Origin of the sequence: Phenylobacterium sp., assembly GCF_030645195.1 — a bacterium.
In the GTDB taxonomy this organism is placed as follows: Bacteria; Pseudomonadota; Alphaproteobacteria; order Caulobacterales; family Caulobacteraceae; genus Phenylobacterium.
Genome location: NZ_JAUSLW010000070.1, coordinates 20,838 through 38,560, shown reverse-complemented (window position 1 = coordinate 38,560; position 17,723 = coordinate 20,838). Strand labels below are relative to the sequence as shown.

Genomic DNA, 17,723 nt, shown 5'->3' with positions numbered 1-17,723 from the left:
TGCGCGTCTCCGATTTATATGATGACCATAATATAATGGTGCGCGGGTCCGCAAGAGCAATGGCATGAGCGATCAAACCGCGGTGGGACGCCTCTCCGAACGGCGCAAGCTGCTGATCTTCGGGGTCATGGCGTTCGGCCAGTTCATGGCCCTGCTGGACATCCAGATCGTCGCCGGCTCGCTCGGCTCCATCCAGGCGGGGCTCTCGGCCGGGCCCGACGAGATCGCCTGGGTGCAGACGGCCTATCTGATGGCCGAGATCGTCATGATCCCGCTGGCGGCCTTCCTCTCTCAGGCCATCTCCACCCGCTGGCTGTTCACCGCCTCGGCGGCGCTGTTCACCCTGTCGAGCCTGATGTGCGGCCTGGCCTGGGACATCGATTCCATGATCGTCTTCCGGGCCATCCAGGGCTTCACCGGCGGGGCCATGGTGCCCACGGTGTTCGCCACCGGCTTTGCGATGTTCGACGGTCCCAAGCGGGCGATGATCCCGGCCATCCTGGGCATGGTCTCGACGCTCGCCCCCACCCTGGGCCCCAGCGTCGGGGGCTGGGTCACCAACGTGGCCGACTGGCGGATGCTGTTCTTCATGAACGTCATCCCGGGCCTGGCCATCACCCTGATCCTGCCGGTCCTGGGCAAGGTGGACGAGGCTGACCCGGCCATGCTGCGCAGGATCGACTGGCTGCACGTGGGGTCCCTGGCTGTGTTCCTGGGGGGCCTGCAATACGTGCTGGAGGAGGGGCCGCGCCACGAATGGTTCACCGATCCCGGCGTGGCCTCGGCGGCCTGGATCTGCCTGGTGGGCGCCGCGGTCTTCTTCGAGCGCACCTTCTTCTCCACCATGCCGGTCCTGAAGCTGACCCCCTTCAAGCGGCCGACCTTCGCCATGGCCTGCGTGCTGAACCTGGTGATCGGTTTCGGGCTCTATTCGGCCACCTACCTGACCCCGGTCTTCCTGGGGCGGGTGCGGGATTTCAGCAGCCTGCAGATCGGGGTGACGGTCTTCGTCTCCGGCCTGACCATGGCCATCGCCGCCCCCATCGCCGCCCGCCTCTCCACCCGGGTGGACGGGCGCTATGTGATCGGGGTGGGGTTCGGCTTCTTCGCGCTCGGCCTGTGGATGTTCTCCAACATCACCGCCGACTGGGGCTTCGCCGAGCTGCTGGTTCCCCAGGCCGTACGCGGTTTCGCGGTCCTGCTCTGCATCGTGCCGGCCGTCGGCATGGCCCTGAACGGGGTGGCGCCGGCCGAGCTGCGCTACGCGTCTGGCCTGTTCAACCTGATGCGAAACCTGGGCGGGGCCATCGGCATCGCCGTGGTCAACACCTGGGTCGTCGACTTCGGCCGCGTGCATGCCCTGCGCCTGGGGGAGGCGATGTCGGTCCATCCCGAGCAGGCCGGCGGAGTGGTGGCGGGGCTGACCGCCTACGCCTCGCGCTTCACCCCGGACGCCGCCCTGGCGCTCGGCCAGGCCCAAAGCCAGCTGGCCCGCATCGTCGGGCGCCAGGCCGCGACTCTCGCCTTCGCCGACACCTTCCGGCTGATGGCCTGGCTCTTCATCCTGGCCCTGGTGATCGTGCCCTTCTGCAAGCCCGCCCCCACCGACGCCGTCCCGCCGAACGAGCACTAGCTCATGATCCCGGCATGGAGGATGCTGCCCCCAAATAGGGGGCGAGACGCCATGACATCCTTCTACGACCGCAAGATCCTGCCGCGCCTGCTGACCTGCGCCTGCACCTCGCCGCCGATGATGAAGCAGAGGGCCAAGATCGTGCCCTTGGCCAGCGGCAAGGTGCTGGAGCTGGGGATCGGCATGGGCTTGAATCTGGCCTTCTACGATCCCGCCAAGGTCAGCGCCGTGGTCGGCGTCGACCCCTCCCCGGAGCTGCGGGCCTTGGCCCAGGCCGCGCCGCGTCCCGAGGGGCTGAAGGTGGAGGTGGACAAGGGGACCGCCGAGGCCCTGCCCTTCGAGTCCGGCAGTTTCGACACCGTGGTCTGCACCTTCACCCTCTGCTCGGTGCACAATCCGGCTGCGGCCCTGGCCGAGGCCCGCCGGGTGCTCAAGCCCGGCGGCCGCTTCCTGTTCTGCGAGCACGGCCTGGCCCCCGACGCCGACGTCGCCAAGTGGCAGAGGTTCTGGGACCCGCTCTGGAGCCGCATGGCCGGGGGCTGCCACCTGACCCGCCCCGTCGCCAGCGCCATCGCCGCGGCGGGCCTGAAGCTGCAGGGGGTCGAGACCATGTACGTCCCCGGAACCCCCCGCATCGCCGGCTGGAACGAGTGGGGGACGGCGGTCGCCGCCTGAGGGTGTTTGGGCTTGCGCCCGGCCCAGGAGGTCGCGCTGTAGCCTGTTTAAGTTTAGCGCGTGACGGGCGCCTGAAGCGGTAGCCACTTCAGGCTGTCACGCGCTAGGGTGGAGCGGTTGCGGCGCGCGGGGGCGTCCTGAGTTGGGGGACTAGGATGGCGGCGCCGAGCATCGCGGAGATCGTCTCCGTCCTCCTCTATGATGAGGGCAACGCCTGGATCGGCAGCCAGGTCACCTTCAGCTTCCCCCGCGCCGGCAGCCAGTGGCCCGGCTACGCCGTCGATGACGAACAGGCCAACGCCGACTACGCCGCCCCGACCGACGCCCAGGACGCGCGGTTCCGCGCCGCCCTCGACGCCTGGGACAAGACCATCTCCATCAACCTGGTGGAGACCGACGACCTGACGGCCCCGGGCCAGATCCGCATCGCCTTCACCGATGTCAACGACTTCACCGACAGCGAGAACACCGACGCCTACGCCTACCGTCCGCCCGCGCCGGGTTATCTGCCGTCGGCCTGGTCAGGCGATGTCTGGCTGGACGAGAGCCTGCAGACCAACACCTTCGCCTCCGGCTCCCTGGGCTATGAGATGGTCCTGCACGAACTGGGGCACGCGCTCGGCCTGCAGCACCCCTTCGGCCCGGGCGCGGTCCTGCCCTCCGGGTACGACAACATCCGCTACACGGTGATGTCCTACGACCTCTACCAGGACGCCTACCATGTGACGGTAGAGCCGGTGGACGGGGTCAATCGGCTGGTGGGCCGGGCGGTGGGCCCCTCCACCCCCATGGTCTTCGACATCGCCGCCCTGCAGGCCAGGTACGGCGCCGATCCGACGACCGCGGCCGGGAACACCACCTACACCTGGTCCCAGGCCACGCCCTTCATGCAGGCGATCTACGACGCCGGCGGGACCGACACCTTCGACCTGTCGAGCCATACGCGGTCCTCGATCGTCGACCTGACGCCGGGGGCCTATTCCTCCATCGCCTACTATTCGGCCCAGGCCCAGGCCAACTACTGGAACAGCCTCTATCCCAACGCCGGGACCGCCATCACCGACTTCATCATCGATCCGGAGACCTACACCTGGTCCAACAACCTGGGCATCGCCTACGGGACGGTGATCGAGAACGTGCTCGGCGGCTCGGCCACGGACACCATCCTGGGCAATGACGCGGGCAACTATCTGAACGGCGGCGGCGGGAATGATTTCCTGCGCGGCTTCCTCGGGGATGACAGCATCGTCGGCGGGAGCGGCTTCGACGACACCCATGGCAACCAGGGCGCCGACACGGTGCGTGGCGGCGACGGCCCCGACTGGGTGGTGGGCGGCCAGGGCAATGACATGCTGTTCGGCGACGCCGATGGCGACGTGGTCTACGGCAATCTGGGCGCCGACACCCAGGACGGTGGCGACGGCGTCGACTGGGTGCGCGGCGGCCAGGGTGACGACAGCCTGTCGGGCGGGGCCGGCGACGACTGGATGTCCGGCGACCTGGGCGATGACACCCTCAGCGGCGGGGCCGGCGCCGACATCTTCCACACCTGGGGCGCGGCGGGGATCGACCGGATCACCGACTTCAGCCGCGCAGAGGGCGACCGGGTCCAGCTCGACCCCGGAACCGCCGCCACCGCCAGCCAGGTCGGCGCCGACGTGGTGATCGACATGACGGGCGGCGCCCGGATGATCCTGGTGGGGGTCAATATCGCCAGCCTCGGCGGCGACTGGATCTTCGGGGGCTGATGAGCGTCTTCGAGACCCCGCGCCTGATCCTGCGGCCCCGCGGGCCCGAACACCTGGAGGCCTGCCTGGCCATCAACGCCGACCCAGAGGTGATGCGCTATCTGGGGCCGGTCTGGCCGCCGGCGCGGTTGCGGGTCCACCTGACCAAGCAGCTTTCCACCGACTGGGGCGCGGGCCTGGGCTACTGGGCGATCTTCCGCAAGACCGCGCCGGAGGAGATGCTGGGCTGGGTACTACTAACCCCGCTGGAGGGGACCGACGTGGTCCAGATCGGCTACCGGCTGAAGCGCTCGGCCTGGGGCGACGGGATCGCCACCGAGGCGGCCCAACGTCTCGTGACCCATGGCCTGGAGACCCTCGGCCTGGCCCGCCTCGCCGCCTGGGTCCATCCGCGGAACGCTGGGTCGAAGGGCGTGCTCACCAAGCTCGGCTTCGTTCCCGACGGCCAGTACGAGGACAACGGCCAGATCCAGGACCTCTACCGGCTGACGCCCGCCGCCCGGCAGCCCTGAGCAAAGGCGTTCAGCATCGCCGCGGGCGGCGCGTCATAGGGCCCGAATCGCGTGGCCCCATAGGAACCCTGGATCACCCGAGCGGTCTGCAGGACGATCAGCAGGTCCTGGGTGATGGGGCCCGTGGCCTCCAGACCCTCGGGCGCGGTGAGGGACTCCGGCGTCACCGCGAGCGCGAAGGGTTCGCCGTCGAAGCCCACCGACAGCCGGTCCTCGCTGCCGATCGGGATGATCTTCTCCACCGCCACCCGAAACTCGGCGGGATCGCGGGCGCAGCTCAGCCGGATCGGCGGAGTCTGGAGGCTGGGCGTCTCTGGCGCATAGGCCAGAGCCGTCCCCGCCCCGGTGACGATGGTCGACCAGTGCGACGGCGGGGCGGGCGGCGGCTGCGGGCCGGAGGCGGGGGCGCGGCCACAGGCGGCCAGGGCCAGCAAGGTCAGGACGGAAAGCGAGGCTCGGAAACGCATGGCGCCACTCCTAGCACAGCCGCGCCGCGCGGCGACGGCCTGCACGCCCGACGGGATCGCACTCAGCCCAGCCGCCTGCGGCTCAGGCGTCCTTGAGCCGCCACCACTGGTTCTTGCCGCCATTCCAGGGGAAGGACAGGATCGTGCGGCCGTCCTCCATGACCCCGTGGTCGATATCGATCACCTGCTTCTTGTTGTAATTGTTGATCGCCACCCAGGGCGCGGGGTCCAGCCCGTCCATCTTGCACTGGAACAGCAACAGGTCGCGGGCGTCGCCGCGCTTCTGGGTCAGGGCCAGTTGCAGGTGCCAATGGGCCAGATACAACCCGCTGGCCTCGTGGCGGAAGTAGTAGGCGCCATCGTCGTGCGCATCCTCCATCACGAAGACCGTTCCGGCGCTGTGGTTCTTGGCCCGCAGCACCGGCCGCTGGTCGAGGCGGACGGTATAGTCGGTGGCGCCCACCACCATTTCCGTCGGCTGGCCCGAGGTCTCGTAGGCCACGATGTGCACGCGTCTATCGGTCATGTCGCTCTCCCGCCGCTGTCGCGAGTCTCGGTTGAGATCACAGCGCTATGCGAAACCTGCCACAGGCCCGCCGCTAAACCCAGGATTTGATGTTGGGGAGTCGCTACTTTGGCGACGCGATCTCCGCGGGTGGTAGCTGGAGGCGGGCTCGAACCGCCGACCTGTGGGTTATGAATCCACCGCTCTAACCAACTGAGCTACCCAGCCATGAGCCACCCGCGGAGGCGCGGGTTATAGGGTGGGATGTTCGTCGCTTCAAGCGGCTTGGGTGCGGCGCAAAGCCCGGCTAGAGTTGCGGCTCATATGAGCGTGCTCCACCTCCTTGGAACGGCCGGCGAAGGCGGCGCGGAGACGTACTTCGTCGACCTGGTCTCAGGCTTGGCGCGGGCCGGCGTCGCCCAGGCCGCCGCCATCCGTCCCAACGCCAACCGCCAGGCCCGTCTGGCCGCCGCCGGCGTCCCCGTCGAGACCTTCCGATTCGGCGGCCCCGTCGATCTGCTGACCAAGCCCAAGGTCGCCGGCTTCGCGCGGCAGCAGGACGTCAAGCTCGCCCTGGCCTGGATGAACCGCGCCGCGCGCCACACGCCCAAGGGTCCCTGGGCGCGGATCGGCCGGCTCGGCGGCTACTACAATCTCAAATATTATCGCGGCTTCGACGAGCTGGTGGCCAATACCGAGGACATCGCCGAGTGGATCGTCAGCCAGGGCTGGCCGGCGGGCAGGGTGCGCTGCATCCCCAACTTCGCCGCCGTCCCCGCCGAGGCGCCCGCCGCCGACCGCGCCAGCCTGGGTACGCCGACCAACGCGCCCCTGCTGCTCTCCATGGGCCGGCTGCACGAGGCCAAGGCCCACGACGTCACCCTCCAGGCCCTGACCCAGATTCCCGACGCCTTTCTGTGGATCGCGGGCGTGGGGCCGCAGGAGGCCAGACTGAAGGCCATGGCCGCGGCGCTGGGCGTCGCCGACCGGGTGCGGTTCCTGGGCTGGCGCACCGACGCCTCGGCCCTCTATCGCGCGGCCGATGTCTGCGTCTTCCCCTCCCGCTACGAGCCCCTGGGCAATGTGGTGATCCAGGCCTGGGCCCACGGCCTGCCGGTGGTGGCCGCCGCCAGCCAAGGCCCCGCCGCCCTGATCGCCGACGGGCAGGACGGCCTGCTGGTCCCGGTGGACGAGGCGCAGGCCCTGGCCGCCGCCATCGCCCGCCTGCTGGCCGACCCCATGCTGCGCATCCGCCTGGTGCAGAACGGGTCGGATCGGGTGGAGGCGGAGTTCTCCGAGGCCGCCGTGGTGGCCCAGTGGCGGTCGCTGTTCTCCGACTACGGAGCCGCCTGATGTGCGGCATCGCCGGGGTGCTGCACGGGACGGCCTCCGCGCGCCCGATGATCGAGACCCTGACCCATCGCGGCCCCAACGGGGTGCGCACCGAGCAGGTGCGCGGCGGCTCTGTGGCCCACGCCCGTCTGTCGATCATCGACCTGGAGGGCGGCTGGCAGCCCCTGCACGCGGCGGGAAACACCGTCATCGGCAATGGCGAGATCTACAACTATCTCGAGCTCACCGCCGAGTTCGGCCTGGAGGGCCAGCTCGCCACCGGGTCGGACTTCGAGCCCCTGCTGCACCTCTACGCCCGCGAGGGGGCCGCCGCCTTCCAGCGCCTGCGGGGCATGTACGCCTTCTGCCTGATCGGCGCCGACGGCCGCACCTGGCTGGTGCGCGACCCCTTCGGCATCAAGCCCCTCTATGTGCTGGAGCAGGACGGCGCGGCCTATTTCGCCTCCGAGCCCCGCGCCTTCGCCAGCTTGCTGGACGCCGACCTCTCGGAGGACCGGGCACACGAGCTGCTGGCCTTCAACTACACGCTTGGCGGCGAGACCATCTTCAAGGGCCTCAAGCGCCTGGCCCCCGGCGAGATCGTCGAGGTGATCGACGGGAAATTGCAGGCGCCCACGCGGCGGCCCTTCCTCTCCGCCCCGCCCGCCCGCGCCGTAGCCGATGAGGCGGCGCTGATCGACCAGCTCGACGCCGTGCTGGAGGACAGCGTCAGGGTCCACCAGCGCTCGGACGTGCCCTACGGCCTGTTCCTCTCCGGCGGCATCGACTCCGCGGCCATCGCTGCGCTGATGTCGCGGCTGAACGCCCGGCCGGTCACCGCCTTCACCTGCGGCTTCGATGCGCCGGGCGCGAAGGACGAGCGGGCCCAGGCCGAGCGGGTGGCCAGGGCGCTGAACCTGGACTGGCGCGAGACCCGCTTCGACGAGGCCGACTTCTGGCGGATCTTGCCGCAGGTCGCCTGGGCCCTGGACGACCCCACCGCCGACTACGCGACCCTGCCCACCTACAAGCTGGCGGAGGCCGCCAAGGGGACGCTCACCGTGGTGCTCACCGGCGAGGGGGGCGACGAGCTGTTCGGCGGCTATGGCCGCTATCGCAAGGCCCTGCGCCCCGCCTGGCTGGGCGGCCGCCTGGCCGAGCCCCGCCCCGACGACGCCCAGGCCCTGGCGCGCTGGCGTGTCCAGGCCAAGCCGCCCGCCGGCCTCACCCGGCTGCAACAGGCGCAATGGGCCGACATCGCCACCTGGCTGCCCAATGACCTGCTGCTGAAGCTGGACCGCTGCCTGATGGCCCACGGCCTGGAGGGGCGCACGCCGTTCCTGGACCCGAAGGTGGCCGACTTCGCCTTCCCCCTGCCCGACCGGTTCAAGGTGCGCGGGCGCTACGGCAAGTGGTTGGTGCGCAAGTGGCTGGAGCGGGTCTGTCCCGCCGCCGATCCCTGGGCCCGCAAGCAGGGCTTCACCGTCCCCGTGGACGCCTGGATCGCGCCCCGCGCCACCGACCTGGGCGAACGGATCGGCAAGATCGAGGCGGTGCGCCGGGTGCGCACCCCCGAGGCCGTGCGCGCCGCCTTCCAGGGGGGCGGCGCCGAGCGCTGGCCCCTGCTGTTCTTCGCCGTCTGGTCGCTGATCCACCTGGAGGGCGCGGCGCCGGACGAGGCCCTGGCCCAGGTGGTCGGTGCGATTTGATTATTGATTTCAAGGAGATTTCCATGCGTCGCCTGTTGCTGCTCACCACCGCCGCGATCCTCGTCTCGGCCTGCGGCCCCACCCAGGCCGCCCCCGGCGCGCCCGTGGAGACCCGCGCCCCCAACGGGGTCGGCCAGACCCCGGCCTTCCCCGGCCAGACGCGCGCGCCCGAGATGAAGGTCGGCGTCGAGTACGAGGTGAAGACGGTGGCCGAGGGCCTGGCCAATCCCTGGGCCATCGCCTTCCTGCCCGACGGCAGGATGCTGGTGACCGAACGCCCTGGCCGCCTGCGGATCGTCGGCGCCGACGGCAAGCTCAGCGAACCCGTCACCGGCCTGCCCGCCGTCTACGCCAAGGGCCAGGGCGGGCTGCTCGGCCTGGCGATCGATCCGGCCTTCGCCAAGAGCGGCCTGATCTACTGGAGCTACGCCGAGAACCCCGAGGGCAAGTTCACCAACACCGCCGTGGCCCGCGGCAAGCTGGTGATCGGCGCGGATGGGACGGGCGCCATCGAAAACGCCCAGGTGATCTTCCACCAGGCGCCGTCGCTGGAATCCACCCTGCACTATGGCGGCCGGCTGGTCTTCGCCCCCGACGGCAAGCTGTTCGTCACGCTCGGCGAACGCTCCATCCTGCCCGGCCGCATGCAGGCCCAGCGCCTCGACGGCCTGCTGGGCAAGATCGTGCGGCTCAATCCGGACGGCTCGATCCCCGCAGACAATCCCTTCGTGAAGACGCCCGGCGCCAGGCCGGAAATCTGGTCCCTCGGTCATCGCAACCTCCAGGGCGCGGCGCTCAACCCCGCCACCGGCAAGCTCTGGACCGTCGAGCACGGCGCCCGCGGCGGCGACGAGCTGAACATCCCCGCCGCCGGCAAGGACTATGGCTGGCCCACCATCACCTACGGCATCGAGTACCAGGGCGGCCCCATCGGCGCCGGCCTCACCGCCAAGCCCGGCATGGAGCAGCCGGTCTACTACTGGGACCCGGTCATCGCCCCCTCGGGCCTGGCCTTCTACACCGCCGGCCTGTTCCCCAAGTGGAAGGGCAGCCTGTTCATCGGCGGCCTGGGCGGCAAGTCGGTCACCCGCCTCACCCTGGACGGCGACAAGGTGGTGGGCGAGGAGCGCATCGCCACCGAACTCAACGAGCGCATCCGCGACGTGGTGGTGGGCCCCGACGGCGCCCTCTACCTGGCCACCGACAACGCCGAGGGGCGGATCTTGAAGCTCGTGCCGAAGGGGTAACTCAACACCCGCGTCATCCCGGCCGCAGCGAAGCGAAGAGCCGGGACCCAGGGGCCGCGATCAATCCCCCTGGGTCCCGGGTCTCCCTGCGGTCGCCCGGGATGACGGTGGGATTAGGCCGCCACCCTCCCCAGATCATCCCGCGCCTCCGCGGCGATCTGGAACGACCGGCGCCGCGCCGCGTGGTCGAAGATCTGCGAGGTGACCATCAGCTCGTCGGCGCCGGTGCGGCCCACGAACTCCGCCAGGCCCATCCGCACGGTGTCCGGCGAGCCGATGATGGCCTGGGACAGGGCCGAGGCCAGGCCCGCCTGGGCCATGGGATCGAGCCGCTCGCCATAGCCCTCCACCGGCGGCGGCAGGGGTCCGGGCTGGCCGGTGCGCAGGTTGACGAAGGCCTGCTGCAGGGAGGTGAACAGGAACCTGGCCTCCTCGTCGGTGGGGGCGGCCACGATGTTCAGCCCCAGCATCACATAGGGCGTGTCGCCATAGGCCGAGGGCTGGAACTGGGCGCGGTAGAGGCCGATGGCCTGCATCATCTGGGCCGGGGCGAAGTGGCTGGCGAAGGCGAAGGGCAGACCGAGCGCCGCGGCCAGCTGGGCGCCGAACAGGCTCGACCCCAGGATCCAGACCGGCACCCGGGTCCCCTCGCCGGGCACGGCGCGGACCGCCTGGTTCGGCTGGGCCGGCTCGAAATAGTGCAGCAGCTCAAGCACGTCCTGCGGGAACTGGTCGACATCGCCGCTGAGGGTGCGGCGCAGGGCGCGCGCGGTGAGCTGGTCGGTCCCCGGCGCGCGGCCGACGCCCAGGTCGATGCGCCCCGGATGCAGGGCTGCCAGGGTCCCGAACTGCTCGGCGATCACCAGGGGCGCGTGGTTGGGCAGCATGACGCCGCCGGCCCCGACCCGGATGGTCCGGGTTCCGGCCGCCACGTGGGCGATCACCACCGAGGTCGCCGCGCTGGCCACCCCGCGCATGTTGTGGTGCTCGGCCAGCCAGTAGCGGTTGTAGCCCAGCGCCTCGGCGTGCTGGGCGAGATCGAGCGTGTTGCGCAGGGACTGGCCGGCGTCGCCGCCCTGCAGGATCGGCGAAAGGTCGAGGACGGAAAGCGGGGTCATGGGGCCCATATGGGAAGCCGCGCCGCCAGAGTTAGAGGCCCAGGCGCGACACCACCTCTTCGCCGATGGCCAGCGAACTCGTCAGCCCCGGGCTCTCGATGCCGAACAGGGTGACCAGGTCCGCCATGCCGTGCGCATCGGGCCCGTCGATGCGGAAGTCCGGCTGCGGTTCGCCGGGGCCATGCAGCTTGGGACGGATGCCGGCATAGTCGGGGGCGAGCGCCCCGTCCGGCAGGCCCGGCCAGAACTTGCGGATATAGGCGTAGAACTCCCCGGCCCGGGCCGGATCGACGCTGTAGTCCAGGGCCTCGACGAACTGCAGGTCGGGGCCGAACACCGCCTGGCCGCCGAGGTCGCGGCGATAGTGGGTGCCCAGCGCCCCGGGGATCGGCGGCGGATAGATCAGCCGCGCGAAGGGCGCCTTGCCGGTCAGCCGGAAATAGACCCCCTTGCCATAGTGGCCCTCAGGGATGGTCGCCTTCGGGAAGCCCTCGATCTGCGCCGCCACCGCCTGGGCCGACAGGCCCGGCGCGGTCACCAGCAGGCGGCAGGTCAGGGTCGTGGGCTCGGCCCCGCCGGCGCGGACCGACCAGCCGCCGCCCGCCAGCGGGCTCGCGCCCTCGAAGGGGGTGGAGGTCACCACCGCCCCGCCGGCCGCCTCGATCTCGCCTTCCAGGGCCAGCATGTAGCCGTGGCTGTCGAACACCCCGCTCTGGGGGGAGACCAGGGCCGCCTCGCACTTCAGCTCGGGCTCCAGGGCGTGGACCTGCGCCTTCGACAGGTGGGCCATGCCCTCCACGTCGTTGGCGCGGGCCTGCTCCAGGATGGCGTCCAGCCGCCCGACCTCGTCCGGCGTGGTGGCCACCACCAGCTTGCCGCAGCGGTCATAGGCGACCTTGTGGCTGTCGCAGAAGGCGTAGAGGGCCCGCCGGCCCTGGACGCAGAGCCGGGCCTTCAGCGACCCGCTGGCATAGTAGAGCCCGCCGTGGATCACCTCGGAATTGCGCGCCGAGACCCCCTCGCCGATGATCGGCCCGGCCTCCAGCACCGCCACCGTCAGTCCGCGCTTGGATAGCCCATATCCGCAGGCCAGGCCCACGGCGCCCGCGCCCACCACCACCGCGTCGAAATCGAAATCCGCCATGGTTTTGTGGGTAGCCGATGCGGCCAGCGAGGCCAACCGGCCAGGTCCCTCATATGATCATTCACCGGCAAGGCGTCCCTTGCGCGCGGCGGCGGCCCGACCCAAGCTGGCGGCCTGCCCCAGAGGACCCGATGCCCGAAACCGACGCCGCCGGCCTGCCCCTCACCGGCGCCAGCCCTCGCGCGGCCGCCGACTATCGCCAGGCGGTCAGCCTCTATCACAGCCTGCACGGCGCGCCCCTGCCGCTCCTGGAAGCCGCCATCGCCGACAGCCCGGCCTTCGTCATGGCCCATGTGCTGAAGGCCGACATGCTGCTGGTGGGGACCTCGCCGGAGGTCACGGCCATGGGCCTCGCCGCCGTGGACGCCGCCCGCGACCTGCCCGCCACCGACCGCGAGACGGGCCACGCCGCCGCCGCCGCCCACATGGCCGCCGGCCGGTTCGCCGCCGCCGGCCGTGTGCTGGAGGACGTCTCCATCGCCCACCCCCGCGACGGGGTGGCCCTGCAGGCCGGCCAGCTGATGGACTTCCTGCTGGGCGACAGCCGCATGCTGCGCGACCGCATCGCCCGCGCCCTGCCCGCCTGGTCGCCGCAAACGCCCGACTATCACGCGGTGCTGGGCATGCACGCCTTCGGCCTGGAGGAGACCGGCCACTACGCCCGCGCCGAGGCCGCCGGCCGCGAGGCTGTCGCCCTGGAGCCCCGCAACGCCTGGGCCCAGCACGCCGTCGCCCATGTGCTGGAGATGCAGGACCGCCGCGCCGACGGCGTCGCCTGGATGCGCAAGGAAAACGCCGCCTGGCAGCGCGACAGCCTGTTCGGCGTCCACAACTGGTGGCACCTGGCGCTCTTCCACCTGGGCCTGGGCGAGACCGACGAGGTGCTGGCCCTCTATGACGGCCCGATCGCCGGGGACGGGTCGGACATGGCCTTCGACCTGCTGGACGCCGCGGCCCTGCTCTGGCGGCTGAAGCTGGAGGGCGCGGCGACGGAGGATCGGTTCTCCAAGCTGGCCGACGCCTATGAGCGCAAGGCTGGCTACGGCCTCTCAGCCTTCGACGACGCCCACGCCATGATGGCCTTCGTCGGCGCCGGCCGCGAGGCCGCGGCCCGCGACCTGCTGGCGGCGCTCGAAGCCGCCGCCTCAGGTGAAGGCGACAACGCCATGATGTCGGCCGATGTCGGCTTGCCGGTGGCGCGCGCGCTACTGGCCTTCGAGCAGGGCCGTGCCGGCGAGGCCTGCGACCTGCTGCGCGCCGTCCGCAGCCGCGCCCACCGCTTCGGCGGCAGCCACGCCCAACGCGACGTCATCGACCTGACCTTGATCGCCGCGGCGCAGGCGGCGGGGGAGAGCAGTTTGGAACGGGCGCTGGTGGCGGAGCGGGCGGCGATGCGGGGGTAATCCCAACCGATCGCCTCTGACGCACCTCATCCCCGGGCTTGTCCCGCGTTCGGTTGCACTACTCACGGGGAATCAAGAACGTTTGAAACCCCCAACCCAATCTTTGTGAGCAATACTCGCCCACTCGACCGGAAGCGGCTGCTCAAACGTCGACGGACCGTCTCTCAGCCCGGCAATCCAGGCAATGTGGTTATCCAACGCAACCAGATCGTCTGAAGCATGCTCAAGATTCGTTATAAATGCCTCGACTTCTTCAACGCTCTCATACTGTCGCTCGCTCCAAAGCTGCAGCTCTCGTTGCCTTGACTGCGGCCGTCGCACTTGAGCTCCAAGCTTCACGCGACTGATCACATCGCCAAATTCCCAGTGATCGTGCATCCAGCGATTCCTCTCCGGACGAAGCGTATTGTCCACGTAATCGAGGAGCTTCGCCGTCCGTTCATAGAATTGCGGGGACCGCGTTTCATCCACGTGATGGGCCAATGCCTTTACCGTGGCGATCTTCGCCCGCTCGTCCATGTTGGAAAGAGCAGTGTTCATAATATCCCACGGTCGAGGAGGCGCTTCGTCCGGATTTTCGAACGCAGGATTCAGGGCTGCAGCTATATGCAGCGACAGGTCATGAATTATGCCGTTGATGTACGCCCAATGCAGCGCGAGTGAACCGATCGCGTTGACGACACGCGTCATCCTGGATTGCTCTGGCATGATCGCTAAGGTCTACCAGCCAAGCTCGACTGACAAGTAATAGGGCTGCGTTCTAGGTTACCCCCACTGCCCCCATAGCGCCGCCTCCTGCGCCTTGGCCTTGGTCACCGAGGCGTCCTTGATGTGGCCGTAGCCGCGGATCTGCTGCGGGACCCCGGCGATCTGGACGGCCAGCGGCATCCTCTCGGCGCTGACGCCCGCCAGGATCTTGTCGAGCCCCGCCTCGTACTGCGCGATCAGCCGGCGTTCCATCTTCCGCTCCTCGCTGTGGCCGAACAGGTCGAGCGCCGTGCCGCGCAGGCCCTTGAGCCGGGCCAGGACGGGGAAGCCGTAATCCAGCATCCAGCCGCCGAAGGCGATCTTCTTCGGCCGGCCCTCGGAGTCCTTCGGCGCGATGATCGGCGGGGCGAGCCACACCTTAGCCTTGCCGCCCTTGAAGGTCGCGGCCTTCTCGGCCTCGAATCGGCCGTCGGAATAGAGCCGGGCCACCTCGTACTCATCCTTGTAGGCCATCAGCTTGTAGAGGTTCACCGCCACCGCGCGGGTCAGGACCTCCGAGCCGAGGATGGCCTCGGCCTTGGCCACCTGGTCCACGCGGTCGAGATAGCGCTTCGCATAGACGGCGTTCTGGTAGGCGGTCAGCTCCCGCCCGCGATGGGCGATCAGCTCCGGCAGAGGCATGGTCTCCGGCGTGGGGACATCGGCCTCGGCCTTGCCCCGCTGGCTCGGATCGTGGGCCACCCGGCGGCCTAGTTCGAAGGCCTGCAGGTTGGCGTCGGCCTGGACGCCGTTCAGCCGAATGGCGCGATAGACCGCCCGGCTGGAGATCGGGATCAACCCCTTCTGCCAGGCGAAGCCCACCATGATCATGTTGGCGTAGATGGCGTCGCCGAAGTGGGTTTCCGCCAGGTGGTGGGCCGGGCACTCGTCATAGGACTGGGTCGCAGCCGCGATCCGGCGGGCCATGCTGCCGGCGTCGAAGCGCACGTCGCGGTCGGTGACGAAGTCGGCGGTGGGCGCGAAGTCCTCGTTGCCGCAGGCCACGGTGCGGTCCTTGGCGTAGAGCGAGAGCGCGTCCGGCCCCGCCGCCGAGAGGATGTCGCAGGCGATCAGCACGTGGGCCGAGGCCGCCGGCACGCGGCCCCCCACGACAGTGTCTTCCAGCTCGCCGATGCGGACGTGGGAGAACACCGCCCCGCCCTTCTGGGCCAGGCCGGTCATGTCCACCACCGAGGCGGCGCGGCCGTCGACATGGGCGGCCATGGCCAGGATCGAGGCCACGGTGGTGACGCCCGTCCCGCCGATGCCGGTGAAGACGATGTTCTTCACCCCCTCCAGCGGCGCGAAGGTCGGCAGGGGCGTGGACTCCGCGGTGAGCGCCGGCAGGGCCTTGGCCTGGGCGTTCTCGCCGCCTTCGATGGTGACGAAGGACGGGCAGAAGCCGCCGAGGCAGGAATAGTCGGTGTTGCAGCTGGACTGGTTGATCTTCCGCTTGCGGCCGAACTCGGTGTTCAGCGGCTCGACCGAGACGCAGTTGGAGACCTTGGAACAGTCGCCGCAGCCCTCGCAGACCAGGGGATTGATGAACACCCGCTTGGTGGCGGTCTCCATGGCCCCGCGCTTGCGGCGGCGGCGCTTCTCGGTGGCGCAGACCTGGTCATAGAGCAGGACCGTGGTGCCCGGGGTCTCCCGCAGCATCCGCTGCACGGCCATCAGCTCCGAGCGCGGCTTGACCTCCACCCCCGGCGCCAGGTCGGTGACCTGCGCGTAGCGGTGGACATCGTCGGCCACGATCACCGTCTTGGAGACGCCCTCCGAGGCCAGCTGCCGGGTGATCTGGGCCGGGGTGAAGCCGCTCTCGGCCTGTTGCCCGCCGGTCATGGCCACGGCGTCGTTGAACAGCAGCTTGTAGGTGATGTGGGACTCAGCGGCGATCGAGGCGCGGATGGCGAGCGAACCGGAGTGGTTGTAGGTCCCGTCCCCCAGGTTGGCGAAGACGTGGCTCTCGGTGGTGAAGGGCGCGGCCCCGACCCAGGTCAGGCCCTCCCCGCCCATGTGGCTGTTCAGGTCGGTCTGGGGATCGGAGAAGCTGGCCATGTAGTGGCAGCCGATGCCGGCCAGGGCGCGGCTGCCCTCCGGCAGTCGGGTCGAGGTGTTGTGGGGGCAGCCCGAGCAGAAGAACGGTTTGCGCTGCTGTTCGGCGGCCAGGGTGACGGCGGCCATGGAGGCGGCCGAGACGCGGGCGAGATAGTCGTTCACCCGGTCCATGTGCGGCCCCGGCGGCAGGCGGTCGGCGATGGCCAGCGCCACCTCGGCCACCGACAGCGAGCCGAGCTCCGACAGTAGGGGATGGCCCCCCTCGTCGGTCTTGCCGATGATCTTCGGCCGGGCGTGGGCGGGCAGGTCGTAGAGGGCGGCGCGGGCCTGGACCTCGATCAGCGGGCGCTTGTGCTCGATGACCATCAGGGTCTCGAGGCCGGCGGCGAAGGCCTTCAGCCCCAGCGGTTCCAGCGGCCAGGGCATGCCGACCTTGTAGATGGAGACCCCCAGGGCCGCGGCCTCCTCCAGGCTGATGCGCATGGCCGCGAAGGCCTCGATGACGTCCTTGTAGGCCTGGCCCGAACAGACGATGCCCAGGCGCGGCCGGGCCGCCGGCAGCACCACGCGGTCGATGCGGTTGGCGCGGGCGAAGGCGAGCGCGGCGGGGAGCTTCTGGGTACGGAGCCGGCGCTCCTTGTCCAGGGGCTGGTCCTTCAGCCGGATGCCGAGGCCCCCGGCAGGCAGGTTGAAGTTGGCGGGCAGGACGAATTTGTGGCGGGCCAGGTCGACGTCGATGGTGACGCCGCTATCCATGGTGTCGGCGAGCGCGATCAAGCCCACCCACAGGCCGGAATAGCGCGACATCGCGTAGCCCAGCAGGCCGTAGTCCAGCACCTCCTGCACGTCGGCCGGCGACAGCACCGGCATCTCGAAGTCCTGGAAGGCGAACTCCGACTGCGACGGCAGGGTCGAGGACTTGCAGGTGTGGTCGTCCCCGGCCACGGCCAGGACCCCGCCCCTGGGGAAGGTCCCGGCGAAATTGGCGTGTTTGAAGGCGTCGCCGGTGCGGTCGACGCCCGGCGCCTTGCCGTACCACATGCCATAAACCCCATCGAACTTCGCGCCGGGGAACAGGTTGGCCTGCTGGCTGCCCCAGACCGCGGTGGCCGCCAGGTCCTCATTGAGGCCTTCCTTGAAGACCACCTCGCAGGCTTCCAGGTGTTTCCTGGCCCGCGTCGCCTGCTGGTCGAGGCCGCCCAGGGGCGAGCCGCGATACCCCGACAGGAAGCCCGCCGTGTTGAGGCCCGCCGCCTGGTCCAGGCGGCGTTGATCCATCAGGACTCGCAACAAGGCCTGCACGCCGGTGATGAAGACCCGGCCTTGGCTGAGCAGAAATTTGTCGTCGAGCGTCACATCCTGGTGCCGCATCGCAATTTCTTTCCTTTTGGGTTCCCTAACGAGGTTAGAAGATCATATAAGTGC

14 protein-coding genes and 1 tRNA gene are annotated in these 17,723 nt (G+C 69.8%); 8 read left to right on the top strand and 7 right to left on the bottom strand.

Annotated features, from left to right (window positions below; all coding sequences use genetic code 11):
- Positions 1 to 64: 64 nt before the first annotated feature.
- From Q7T09_RS06420 to Q7T09_RS06405, 4 genes are all read left to right on the top strand, one after another.
- Entirely contained in the window at positions 65 to 1,633 is a 1,569-nt protein-coding gene (locus Q7T09_RS06420; protein ID WP_304698580.1) for a DHA2 family efflux MFS transporter permease subunit, read from the top strand.
- Positions 1,634 to 1,684: 51 nt separating this feature from the next.
- Positions 1,685 to 2,308 (top strand): class I SAM-dependent methyltransferase, encoded by a 624-nt coding sequence (locus Q7T09_RS06415; RefSeq protein WP_304698578.1) that lies wholly within the window; start codon positions 1,685 to 1,687, stop codon positions 2,306 to 2,308.
- Between the two features lie 155 nt (positions 2,309 to 2,463).
- Positions 2,464 to 4,056 (top strand): matrixin family metalloprotease, encoded by a 1,593-nt coding sequence (locus Q7T09_RS06410; protein ID WP_304698576.1) that lies wholly within the window; start codon positions 2,464 to 2,466, stop codon positions 4,054 to 4,056.
- The gene (locus Q7T09_RS06405) at positions 4,056 to 4,568 is read left to right on the top strand and encodes a GNAT family N-acetyltransferase (protein ID WP_304698575.1); all 513 of its coding nucleotides are present in this window, start codon (positions 4,056 to 4,058) and stop codon (positions 4,566 to 4,568) included. Before Q7T09_RS06410 ends, Q7T09_RS06405 begins: the two co-directional genes overlap by 1 nt.
- Here Q7T09_RS06405 and Q7T09_RS06400 read toward each other — a convergent pair.
- The 3 genes from Q7T09_RS06400 to Q7T09_RS06390 form a co-directional block, all read right to left on the bottom strand.
- Entirely contained in the window at positions 4,535 to 5,035 is a 501-nt protein-coding gene (locus Q7T09_RS06400; RefSeq protein ID WP_304698572.1) for a hypothetical protein, read from the bottom strand. The two genes, Q7T09_RS06405 and Q7T09_RS06400, sit on opposite strands and share 34 nt — an antisense overlap.
- A gap of 82 nt (positions 5,036 to 5,117) precedes the next feature.
- A complete protein-coding gene (locus Q7T09_RS06395) occupies positions 5,118 to 5,561 on the bottom strand; it encodes a hypothetical protein (protein ID WP_304698570.1) in 444 nt (147 codons plus the stop codon).
- 130 nt (positions 5,562 to 5,691) lie between these two features.
- A tRNA-Met gene (locus tag Q7T09_RS06390) sits at positions 5,692 to 5,768 on the bottom strand.
- Between the two features lie 96 nt (positions 5,769 to 5,864).
- Between Q7T09_RS06390 and Q7T09_RS06385 the strand changes: the two genes are divergently transcribed.
- The 3 genes from Q7T09_RS06385 to Q7T09_RS06375 are packed head-to-tail and all read left to right on the top strand — an operon-like array spanning position 5,865 to position 9,828.
- Entirely contained in the window at positions 5,865 to 6,893 is a 1,029-nt protein-coding gene (locus tag Q7T09_RS06385; RefSeq protein ID WP_304698568.1) for a glycosyltransferase, read from the top strand.
- Positions 6,893 to 8,581 carry an asparagine synthase (glutamine-hydrolyzing) gene (gene asnB, locus Q7T09_RS06380; RefSeq protein WP_304698566.1) on the top strand — a complete coding sequence of 563 codons (1,689 nt, stop codon included), beginning with the start codon at positions 6,893 to 6,895 and terminating at the stop codon, positions 8,579 to 8,581. Before Q7T09_RS06385 ends, asnB begins: the two co-directional genes overlap by 1 nt.
- 23 nt (positions 8,582 to 8,604) lie before the next feature.
- Entirely contained in the window at positions 8,605 to 9,828 is a 1,224-nt protein-coding gene (locus Q7T09_RS06375; RefSeq protein WP_304698564.1) for a PQQ-dependent sugar dehydrogenase, read from the top strand.
- A 113-nt stretch (positions 9,829 to 9,941) separates the two neighbouring features.
- Here the strand turns inward: Q7T09_RS06375 and Q7T09_RS06370 are convergent, their stop codons facing one another.
- Both Q7T09_RS06370 and Q7T09_RS06365 read right to left on the bottom strand, forming a co-directional pair.
- Positions 9,942 to 10,946 (bottom strand): LLM class flavin-dependent oxidoreductase, encoded by a 1,005-nt coding sequence (locus Q7T09_RS06370; RefSeq protein WP_304698562.1) that lies wholly within the window; start codon positions 10,944 to 10,946, stop codon positions 9,942 to 9,944.
- A gap of 31 nt (positions 10,947 to 10,977) precedes the next feature.
- Complete coding sequence (locus Q7T09_RS06365) at positions 10,978 to 12,090, bottom strand: NAD(P)/FAD-dependent oxidoreductase (RefSeq protein ID WP_304698561.1); 1,113 nt, start codon at positions 12,088 to 12,090, stop codon at positions 10,978 to 10,980.
- A gap of 131 nt (positions 12,091 to 12,221) precedes the next feature.
- Between Q7T09_RS06365 and Q7T09_RS06360 the strand changes: the two genes are divergently transcribed.
- Complete coding sequence (locus Q7T09_RS06360; protein WP_304698560.1) at positions 12,222 to 13,493, top strand: tetratricopeptide repeat protein; 1,272 nt, start codon at positions 12,222 to 12,224, stop codon at positions 13,491 to 13,493.
- Positions 13,494 to 13,565: 72 nt separating this feature from the next.
- On the opposite strand, the gene Q7T09_RS06355 is transcribed toward Q7T09_RS06360, so the two are convergent.
- Together Q7T09_RS06355 and Q7T09_RS06350 are read right to left on the bottom strand one after the other, a co-directional pair.
- Positions 13,566 to 14,183, bottom strand: a complete 618-nt coding sequence (locus tag Q7T09_RS06355) for a hypothetical protein (RefSeq protein ID WP_304698559.1) — start codon at positions 14,181 to 14,183, stop codon at positions 13,566 to 13,568.
- Between the two features lie 75 nt (positions 14,184 to 14,258).
- A complete protein-coding gene (locus Q7T09_RS06350; RefSeq protein ID WP_304698558.1) occupies positions 14,259 to 17,669 on the bottom strand; it encodes an indolepyruvate ferredoxin oxidoreductase family protein in 3,411 nt (1,136 codons plus the stop codon).
- Between the last annotated feature and the right edge of the window lie 54 nt (positions 17,670 to 17,723).

Excerpts from the sequence above, each read along its gene's own strand:
- Q7T09_RS06420 (WP_304698580.1), top strand. The coding sequence starts at position 65 with ATGAGCGATCAAACCGCGGTGGGACGCCTCTCCGAACGGCGCAAGCTG.
- Q7T09_RS06415 (WP_304698578.1), top strand. The coding sequence starts at position 1,685 with ATGACATCCTTCTACGACCGCAAGATCCTGCCGCGCCTGCTGACCTGC.
- Q7T09_RS06410 (WP_304698576.1), top strand. The coding sequence starts at position 2,464 with ATGGCGGCGCCGAGCATCGCGGAGATCGTCTCCGTCCTCCTCTATGAT.
- Q7T09_RS06405 (WP_304698575.1), top strand. The coding sequence starts at position 4,056 with ATGAGCGTCTTCGAGACCCCGCGCCTGATCCTGCGGCCCCGCGGGCCC.
- Q7T09_RS06400 (WP_304698572.1), bottom strand. The coding sequence starts at position 5,035 with ATGCGTTTCCGAGCCTCGCTTTCCGTCCTGACCTTGCTGGCCCTGGCC.
- Q7T09_RS06395 (WP_304698570.1), bottom strand. The coding sequence starts at position 5,561 with ATGACCGATAGACGCGTGCACATCGTGGCCTACGAGACCTCGGGCCAG.
- Q7T09_RS06385 (WP_304698568.1), top strand. The coding sequence starts at position 5,865 with ATGAGCGTGCTCCACCTCCTTGGAACGGCCGGCGAAGGCGGCGCGGAG.
- asnB (WP_304698566.1), top strand. The coding sequence starts at position 6,893 with ATGTGCGGCATCGCCGGGGTGCTGCACGGGACGGCCTCCGCGCGCCCG.
- Q7T09_RS06375 (WP_304698564.1), top strand. The coding sequence starts at position 8,605 with ATGCGTCGCCTGTTGCTGCTCACCACCGCCGCGATCCTCGTCTCGGCC.
- Q7T09_RS06370 (WP_304698562.1), bottom strand. The coding sequence starts at position 10,946 with ATGACCCCGCTTTCCGTCCTCGACCTTTCGCCGATCCTGCAGGGCGGC.
- Q7T09_RS06365 (WP_304698561.1), bottom strand. The coding sequence starts at position 12,090 with ATGGCGGATTTCGATTTCGACGCGGTGGTGGTGGGCGCGGGCGCCGTG.
- Q7T09_RS06360 (WP_304698560.1), top strand. The coding sequence starts at position 12,222 with ATGCCCGAAACCGACGCCGCCGGCCTGCCCCTCACCGGCGCCAGCCCT.
- Q7T09_RS06355 (WP_304698559.1), bottom strand. The coding sequence starts at position 14,183 with ATGACGCGTGTCGTCAACGCGATCGGTTCACTCGCGCTGCATTGGGCG.
- Q7T09_RS06350 (WP_304698558.1), bottom strand. The coding sequence starts at position 17,669 with ATGCGGCACCAGGATGTGACGCTCGACGACAAATTTCTGCTCAGCCAA.